Here is an 8,174-nt window from a genome sequence, read left to right as displayed (position 1 = left end):
GCTCTATGTTTTTATATATCAGATAATTATAAGGGTTACTACTCTTAGTTGTATAGGCTGGCCATGCTAATATTCCATATTTTTTTGAAGTTTCTTTCATGTATTAGATCTCCGTAACTTACTTGTTAGATTTAATTGTATTTTATCTTTTAAATCCTTTGGAATTAACAAATAGACAAAGAAAATATAGGTAATAATTCCGGCGAGAATTTGTGCTATAATTTTATATAATATAAACCAGTTTGATATAACCTCACCAATGAGATAAACACAGGCCATCATTAATATAGTCGAAAAAACGGAGGGGAGCAACCTGATTATGTACGACTGCCAGGAGCATTTTATGAGTGTTAGCGCGCACCATACAGAAATTGGATATAAAAGTAATGCTCTAAGCGCAAAAGCCAGAGCTGTTTGAACAACGCCATATCTGGCAAATAATACAAAGGCAATGATATTTGTAATGGCATAGAGTATAGTTAGCTTTGTTTGCCACTCTGGCTTATTTCTAACCAGCATAACACTTTGATTGTAGTATCCTATAGAGAAAAGAAAACCTGTAAGTGTAACAATTTGCATAACAGGAGCGGAAGCAATCCACTTTTCTCCAAGAAGGAATAAAGTTATATCTTTCGATAGTACGCTTAATCCTCCGAATAAAGGAGCTGTGATGAATGCCGTAATTGTTGTTGTATCTAAAAATGTGTTTTTAAGTTTATCGTTATCATTCTTAATCTTAGCGAATGCAGGTAGAGAGACACGAAGAAGAGACGAAGATATAACGGTATTCAATGTGTTAATAATACGTTTTCCTGTAGCATATATTCCGTTTGCAGCCGCACCTAAATAATAAGTAATGAAAAAGGAATCGCTGTTTTGGTTCGCAAAATTAGTTAAACCTGTTAAAGCAACATGCCTTCCATAATCTCTGATTTCAACAAATGCCTTCTTTCTGAATTTAAATTTAGGTTTCCATGGAGTAACCAGCCAGATTAAGAGCAATTCTAACAGAGCTGTGCTGGTTTGTTGAGCAACTAAACTGTAAATACCAAAACCACGGTACGCTAATACGATGCCTATAATGCCGCCTAAAAAAGTAGAAATAGAAGATCTTATGGCCAAAGATTGGAATTTCATATGATGCTGTAGCCAGGCCTCATGCATTCTTCCCAGACCACTGGTTAAGATAATAAAACTGGTAGCTTTTATAACAGCTGCTAAACCATCATTTTTTGTTAGAAATTCAATAAGATTTGATGAGAAGAATAATAGCAAAAATGCAGGAATTGAAACCAGAATACATAATACAAAGCCTGTATTATAATCATAATCAGAGGGGGCAGATTTTCTAACTATTGCTGTTGCAATACTATCAAAAACCACATTCCTTACGACCTGAACGAATAGCATTGCAAATGTAAGGAGTCCTATAATTTCGGGAGCTAAAAGCCTGGCGAGGACAATAAAAATAGCAAATGTGAAAGCCTGTTTGATAAAGTTATCCAATATAGACCATATCGTTCCTTTATAAAATGCTTTATTTCCCATATTCTATTTCCACAAATCTAAAGGAAATGCTTGTAATAATTTTTGATGGTCAAATTTAAGGGCTTGCATTCCGCCCATTTCTAATGCCTCTTCAATAGACCTGGCATAATCCATTTCACCGTTTCGGCCTGATCCCTGATAATAATCATTATACTTAAACATATTTTCCTCTTCACTCAGACGAATATACCTGGCCGGAATACCGAAAGATTCTGCTAAAATTAAACCATGAAGAGAACTCGCAATAATAAATTCTGCTTCGAGAATTTGTGCAATACATTTATTCCAGCTATTCAATGGAGAGATCACATTTTTCCAATTATTTGCCTGTGCAATACTTAAATCATGCAGGTTTGGTACAATAGCATATTTTCTTTGTGGTGATTTTTGAAATTTTCCTTTAAAGATGTGCGGTATTAATAAAGCCGGGTCTCCGTAAATCTGAGGAACAGCTATACCTCTGCTTAATAAAAATTCTCTCGTAAGCGGTCCTCTTACTGCTCTAACATCCAGATTGTGGTATTTATGTTCATCTAAACTTATTTTTCCATTGAATCCCGTTCCCCAAATCGTATCATCATTGTTGGCGAAGTGCAAAACAGATCCTAAAGCCACAAGCCGGGAATTATCGGTTGTTTCTTCTTCCAGTATAAAATTATTATCTGCAAGAATCTTACTAACGATTACGTAGGATAAATGATCGCCAAAATTTAGGGAACCATCCCGAGGTTTCCAATAATAAAAATCCACATGATTAAAAGGGAGTCTAAATTCTGCCGTTGGCGATTGGATATTTAGTTTCTGCAAAATTTTTTCCTTAATATTCATGAGATATATAGCTGGTGTAGAGATGTTCCTGGTTATTAAATATTCAAAAAATTCAAGCTTAAATAAAAGCAAATACTTAGTGGATTACAAGTTTAATTTAATATTATTTTGACTTCAGCCATATGCCAGATTATTTGTATTTTAAACCACAATTATTAGAGGCGCAATTTGATGAATTTTGTTTTTTTAAGCTTGCAAAGAATAAATACCGACAGAGAATCTACGTCGACGGGTTTAGCAAAGGAGCTTTCTAATCAGCAGCATAAGGTTTTGTATGTTAATCCGCCCATAAATAGAAAGATCTGGTTTGCAAGCGATAATGATAAATTTATTAATGAGCACATTCAGGAAATTAAGGATCAGAAAGATGGTCTTATAGAAATTTCGCCCAACTTATATAGGCTGAATACACATTGCATATTGGAATCTATAAACTGGATTCCAAATACCATGATATTTTCGGTTGTAAATAAAATCAACAATAAAAGGTTAGCCCGCGAAATCCTAAAAGCGACGCAAAAGCTTGACATGGATAATTTTATCCTGATAAATGATAAAGACATGTTTAACAGTTTTTATTTAAAAGAACTTTTAAAACCAAAAGCTTATATCTATTTAGACAGGGATAAAACAGTCGTAATGGATTATTGGAAAAGACATGGGACTAAGCTGGAGCCTAAATTGATTCGTAAATCTGATGCTGTCATTTGTAACTCTTACGATTTCGAAAAATATAATAGACAATTTAATCAAGACAGCTATTATATTGGAAATGGTGTGGATTTAGGATTGTTTGATGTTAAAAATCAATATGAGATTCCAAATGAACTTAAAAATATTCCTAAGCCCGTAATTGGTTATGTAGGTGCTTTGCTGTCATTACGCCTGGATATTGATTTAATGTTTTCTTCTGCAGTTAATAATCCGGATAAAAGTTTTGTATTTATAGGTCCCGAAGATGACGATTTTGCAAAAAGCAAACTACACGGATTGGAGAATGTCTATTTTCTGGGGAAACGACACAAAAATATTGTTCCGGCGTATATTAACTATTTCGATGTATGCATTAATCCGCAGATTGTTAATGAAGTTACTATTGGGAACTTTCCTTTAAAAATTGTCGAATATTTGTCGTTAGGAAAGCCGGTGGTAGCGATAGAGACAAATACGATGAATGAGCTTTTTCCGGAAGTAACTTATATAGCAAAAAATCAACCGGAATTTGATAGGCTTATAGATAAGGCAATAAGGGAAGATAGCGATGAGAAACGTGAACGAAGAGTTAATTTTACAAAGCAATTTAGCTGGAATAAAGTGGCTAATAATGTTTTGGCCGTTATTAAAAAAATAGAAAACAGAAAATAGAAATGGGATTATTTAAGGCTCCTGAATGGATTAACGATTTTGCTTTTGATTATCAAAAAGCCTATGACATTCCTCAAAACGTATTTGACGAAATTAATGTTGGTTTAGATAGATTACAAACAGATAACCCGTTAGTTACTATTTTAATTTCTGCGTGGAATGAAGAAGTGAATATTTTAAGATGTATTGCCAGTCTTTCTAAACAAAAAACCAATATTCCTATAGAAATTATAATAGTGAATAATAATTCCCATGATAATACACAATATACTATAGACAGATTTCATGTAAGGTCTTTATTTCAGGGAACTCAGGGCTGTGGACCTGCCAGACAGTTAGGTCAGGAAAATGCAAAAGGTAAGTATATTTTATTGGCAGATGCAGACTGTCTTTATCCGGATTGCTGGATAGAAGAAATGATGAAAGTTTTGCAGAAGAAGGGGGTATCTTGTGTATATGGAAGATATTCTTTTATTCCGGAAGAAGGATTTTCCAGAATACAGTTATTTTTCTTTGAGAAAATGAAAGATGTGATTGCCGAATTCAGACATCTAAGAAAGCCATATTTAAATTGTTTTGGAATTAGTATGGGCTTTGTAAAAGAATACAGCTTGAAAGTAGGTTTTGTTATGACCAAGTTTTGGGGAGACGATGGAAAAATGGCTTTAGGACTGATGAAATATGGTAAAATAAAGCAAATGAAAAACAATAGGGCCAGAGTGTGGACCGGTGTGAGATCTTTGCAACGAGATGGAAATTTCGCAGAAGCTTTAGTGAAAAGGTTGAAAAAAGAAGCTAAAAGATTTAAAGGGAATTTCGTTGGCAAACTACCACAAGACTAGGCCTGTTTTCTAAATAGTAAGGGTATTTTCTCTACAATATTACCTATTTTAACTAAATACCTTTTGAATTCGCTTACAGGCTTTGTGTTTCGCCATTCGGTCTGGTTGAGGTACTGATAAAATAATTTCTGATAATCTTTATTATAATTATACGTCGAATAAAACGGCTTTCTATGAAAAAAATGTATCAGATTAGGTTTTGGATGATCTCCGTTTGAATAATAATTCCATAGTGCATCTATCTGTTTCCATTTTTTATGTAAAACCGTATTTAAACCATATTGGTCACTAAAAGTAGCAAAATCTCTATTTTCGTTCACACAATGGATTACTTTGGGAGTAACATCGCTTTGGATCCATTTTCTCAGGTCCATTAATAGTAAACCTGAATTAAAATAGTTCTCTGAACCATCTAAGCCCAACTCTTTATAGTTCTTTATTCCAATATTTACAGTTTTACATATTGAATCTGTAACCGCCCCGGCAATATTGTCGCCTATATCTACATTCCAAAGTTCAGAAATATCAGTTAAAACAAGCATGTCTACATCCAGATAGAGTGCTTTTTTAATATTATTAGGTAGGAAATAAGGAATAAATAGCCTCATAAATATGTTAAGAGGATAAGTGTTTTTATCCAGTGGCAAGCTCATTCCCTCAGGAATTGCATTTCTGCTATTTATCCAATTAATGGTTATGAACCTGTCAGATATCGATCTTTCTAGTTTTATTTTATTATTTTTTGTTACGTCATCATCTATAATCCATACATCTATATGCTCGGAGCTTACATGATTAATTTCAATTGATTTTAATAAAGCCGCCAGCATAATCAGGTAATGATTGTCGCAGGCTACAACGAGCGTAATATTGTTTCCTTCGGTCATCTTTTTTAAATTAAACGCTTAACAGGAGGTTTTTCTTTTGGATAGTTCTTTTCATCCAACTGTCTGGTAATGGTAATTATTGCAACAACTAAATAAAAATATATACTGGTAGGGAATTGAACTATAGCTTCCTGTGGATAGCTTCCTACAGCTAATACGAATGCTATTAATGTCATGGCTAAACAATAATTTTGCAATTCCGGGTCACGAATCTTGAAATAGTTATTTATTCCGCTACGCACAATACCAAATAATAAGGTACAAAATAATAAAAGCCCAGCCCAGCCCAGCTCAACCGCGACACGAACATAACCGCTATCGGGTGCAAATCCTGTAAGCACCGAATGACGTACCATTTGCTTTCCAGTTAAGCTCACAGCACCAAGTCCGGCACCAAAGGGATGGTCTTGTATATAGGGTTGTATTCTTTTCTGATTGATAGCTCTTACATTAAAAGAAGCGTCCTGTGAAGGCTTAAATGCAGACTGAAATCGCCTTATATTGTAACTTGACGTAGGAACATATACAAAGAAGGCCAGAAGAATAAAGCCGGCAGAAGCAAACAGAAGCACGGTACGGTTAAGTTTTAAAAGTACCAATAATCCTAAGGCTGCAGGAATAAGTACATAAGCACCACGTGTACCAGAAAAAATCATTGCCCAGATAAAGAAAAATGCAAGCGCACCCAATACCACTTTCTTCCACAATTTCATATGATTTAGCATCATAATCACACACAAGACAGCGCTTATGACCATATTATAGGAAAATGCTACAGGATCTGAATATATGGAAAACTTACGCCATCGGCCAGCTATAAAAAGCAAATTCCTGTACTTTGGATCTGAATTGATAAACCGTTCTTCAAAAGGCAAAAAACCAACAAACTCCTGCCAAAAAGCATAAATAGCACCAATAAGAGTTAAACCTATCCAAATCTTAATCAGGAGCTTTATAAAGGCTGCACTTCGTATATGATATACAAAAACGAAATACATAATCATTACCGCAGCAACAGATCTTATAGTATAAAGCCAGGCTAATCTGGATTCTATGATAGGATTGGCAACCTGTAAAATGTTATAAGCAATCCATATTAAAATAAGTATGGAAATAGAACTTTTGAAGATTCCCCAGTTTGGTTGTTTTTTTTGTTTAATAAAAAAACCGATAATCAGCAGAAGTTCTATGGAGTCTATTACAGTACCAAATCGAGCCCCATGTGGGTAAACCACATGATAAAATAAGCGGAGACTAGGAGTGTGATGATTCCGAATTTTGGAAAAAACATGATCCCGTAGGCGATAGGAAGTCCAATTAAAGTGACCAAAATAAGAACAACAGCAGTTAGTCCTCCGGTTATTACCACTATTCCTAAAGCTATACATAAAATTGTGAGCAATAAATAGCCTATAGGACTATTCATTTTCTTAACGAAAATATTATCCTTTAGGGCAGATGAAAAGCTTGAGCTTTTGGAGCCAATATTTTTGCCAACCTCAATTTTCAGTTCGTTCACTATAAAAACAAAAGTTTAAAAAAGAAAAAGTATATGGCTATAAAAACAAGGGCAATGGCAACTTTCCTGATAGTATTTTGGAATTTCTTTTTATAGAAATCCTTATCGAGAACAGCTCGGTCTGGTTTTATTTTCATATCTCTATTCTACTTCTTCTATGTTTTTTATATGGTAATGTTGTGTTGCAACAGAATGTTTATTTGCATTTTTACTTCTTATTAAAGATATCAGCTGTAAGAAAACAAATTTCGGAATTCCAATCAGCGATAAATATATTTTTTTATCTGTATTTGAAAATATCAAAGAAAGTGCAAAACCTATAATAAACAGTGTAAATGCTGAACACCAAACTGCTATACCAATAATATTTCCTGTGACAATGTCTATGAATAAACATATCAGAGAAAGAATTAAAAAAATAAATAAAGGTGGTCTTAATAATATCAGACCAAAAAGTGTCTGATTTAGACTTAAATTCTGAATTCCCTTGCCTAATAAAGAAAAACCTAATCCGAAGTATTTAAACCATGTATTTATCCATCTGGCTCGCTGTTTCACAAGTTGATCAGACTTTGAAGTTTTTTCATCAAATACAACAGCTTCCTGTGCAAAGGCAATCCTTAAGTTCTGTTTCACTATAAAATATTGCAGTATCTTATCAAATCCGGCACCTTTTACGTGGTTATGCTTTAGAAAATCCTGATAAAGATTAACATTGAAAGCCATTCCAGAACCGGCAAGTGTAGCAGAAGATCCTAACTGATGTAATATTTTACCGTCATAAAAATGATAATAAATATCTCTTGCAGCATCCAACCGTGAGTAGGTTGTCTCTATATTTTTTGCAGAACGCACACCTTGTACGGCAACGTAGCCTTTATTAAAATATTTATTTAATTCCAATAAGTATTCTGGATGTACTAAATTGTCGCTGTCAATAATTGTTAATCTTTCGTGATTTCTGATAAAATGATTTATAGCATACTGATGAGAACCTGTATTACTGGCTATAACATGCTCTGGTTTCAGTAAAACAACTTTATCATCTTGAAAATGAAGATTAGAGATATCACACTTGTCTGCAACTATATAGATGATATAATTGCTGTAATTGAGTTTTTTAATTGATTTAACTACCGTTTCCAGGTTATCGGTGAATTGGTAAGCTGTAACGATAATTGCATA

Annotated in this window: 8 protein-coding genes; 2 read left to right on the top strand and 6 right to left on the bottom strand. The window is 33.8% G+C overall.

All coding sequences use genetic code 11. The features are described 5' to 3' along the window. Positions 1 to 96: 96 nt before the first annotated feature. Positions 97 to 1,548: a lipopolysaccharide biosynthesis protein gene (locus tag ABWO41_RS12940; RefSeq protein WP_353138619.1), complete on the bottom strand. Its 1,452-nt coding sequence runs from the start codon at positions 1,546 to 1,548 to the stop codon at positions 97 to 99. A gap of 3 nt (positions 1,549 to 1,551) precedes the next feature. Next, positions 1,552 to 2,376 (bottom strand): polysaccharide pyruvyl transferase family protein, encoded by an 825-nt coding sequence (locus ABWO41_RS12935; RefSeq protein ID WP_353138616.1) that lies wholly within the window; start codon positions 2,374 to 2,376, stop codon positions 1,552 to 1,554. 171 nt (positions 2,377 to 2,547) lie between these two features. On the opposite strand from ABWO41_RS12935, the gene ABWO41_RS12930 reads away from it, so the two are divergent. Further along, entirely contained in the window at positions 2,548 to 3,741 is a 1,194-nt protein-coding gene (locus ABWO41_RS12930; protein WP_353138613.1) for a glycosyltransferase, read from the top strand. 2 nt (positions 3,742 to 3,743) lie between these two features. Next, positions 3,744 to 4,583, top strand: coding sequence for a glycosyltransferase family 2 protein (locus ABWO41_RS12925; protein WP_353138610.1), 840 nt, complete (start codon positions 3,744 to 3,746; stop codon positions 4,581 to 4,583). Here ABWO41_RS12925 and ABWO41_RS12920 read toward each other — a convergent pair. From ABWO41_RS12920 to ABWO41_RS12905, 4 genes are all read right to left on the bottom strand, one after another. Beyond that, positions 4,580 to 5,470: a glycosyltransferase family 8 protein gene (locus tag ABWO41_RS12920; protein ID WP_353138607.1), complete on the bottom strand. Its 891-nt coding sequence runs from the start codon at positions 5,468 to 5,470 to the stop codon at positions 4,580 to 4,582. The two genes, ABWO41_RS12925 and ABWO41_RS12920, sit on opposite strands and share 4 nt — an antisense overlap. A 5-nt stretch (positions 5,471 to 5,475) precedes the next feature. Beyond that, positions 5,476 to 6,705 (bottom strand): O-antigen ligase family protein, encoded by a 1,230-nt coding sequence (locus ABWO41_RS12915; RefSeq protein ID WP_353138604.1) that lies wholly within the window; start codon positions 6,703 to 6,705, stop codon positions 5,476 to 5,478. Then, positions 6,669 to 6,989, bottom strand: coding sequence for a hypothetical protein (locus ABWO41_RS12910; RefSeq protein ID WP_353138601.1), 321 nt, complete (start codon positions 6,987 to 6,989; stop codon positions 6,669 to 6,671). The genes ABWO41_RS12915 and ABWO41_RS12910 overlap by 37 nt, the downstream gene beginning before the upstream one ends. Positions 6,990 to 7,130: 141 nt before the next feature. Further along, the coding region (locus tag ABWO41_RS12905; RefSeq protein ID WP_353138598.1) for a glycosyltransferase at positions 7,131 to 8,174 on the bottom strand (1,044 nt) is incomplete at its 5' end.

Origin of the sequence: Pseudopedobacter sp. (assembly GCF_040392825.1) — a bacterium.
Lineage (GTDB): Bacteria > Bacteroidota > Bacteroidia > Sphingobacteriales > Sphingobacteriaceae > Pseudopedobacter.
Note: the sequence above shows the minus strand (reverse complement) of the source record. Positions and strands in the feature narration are given on the sequence as shown.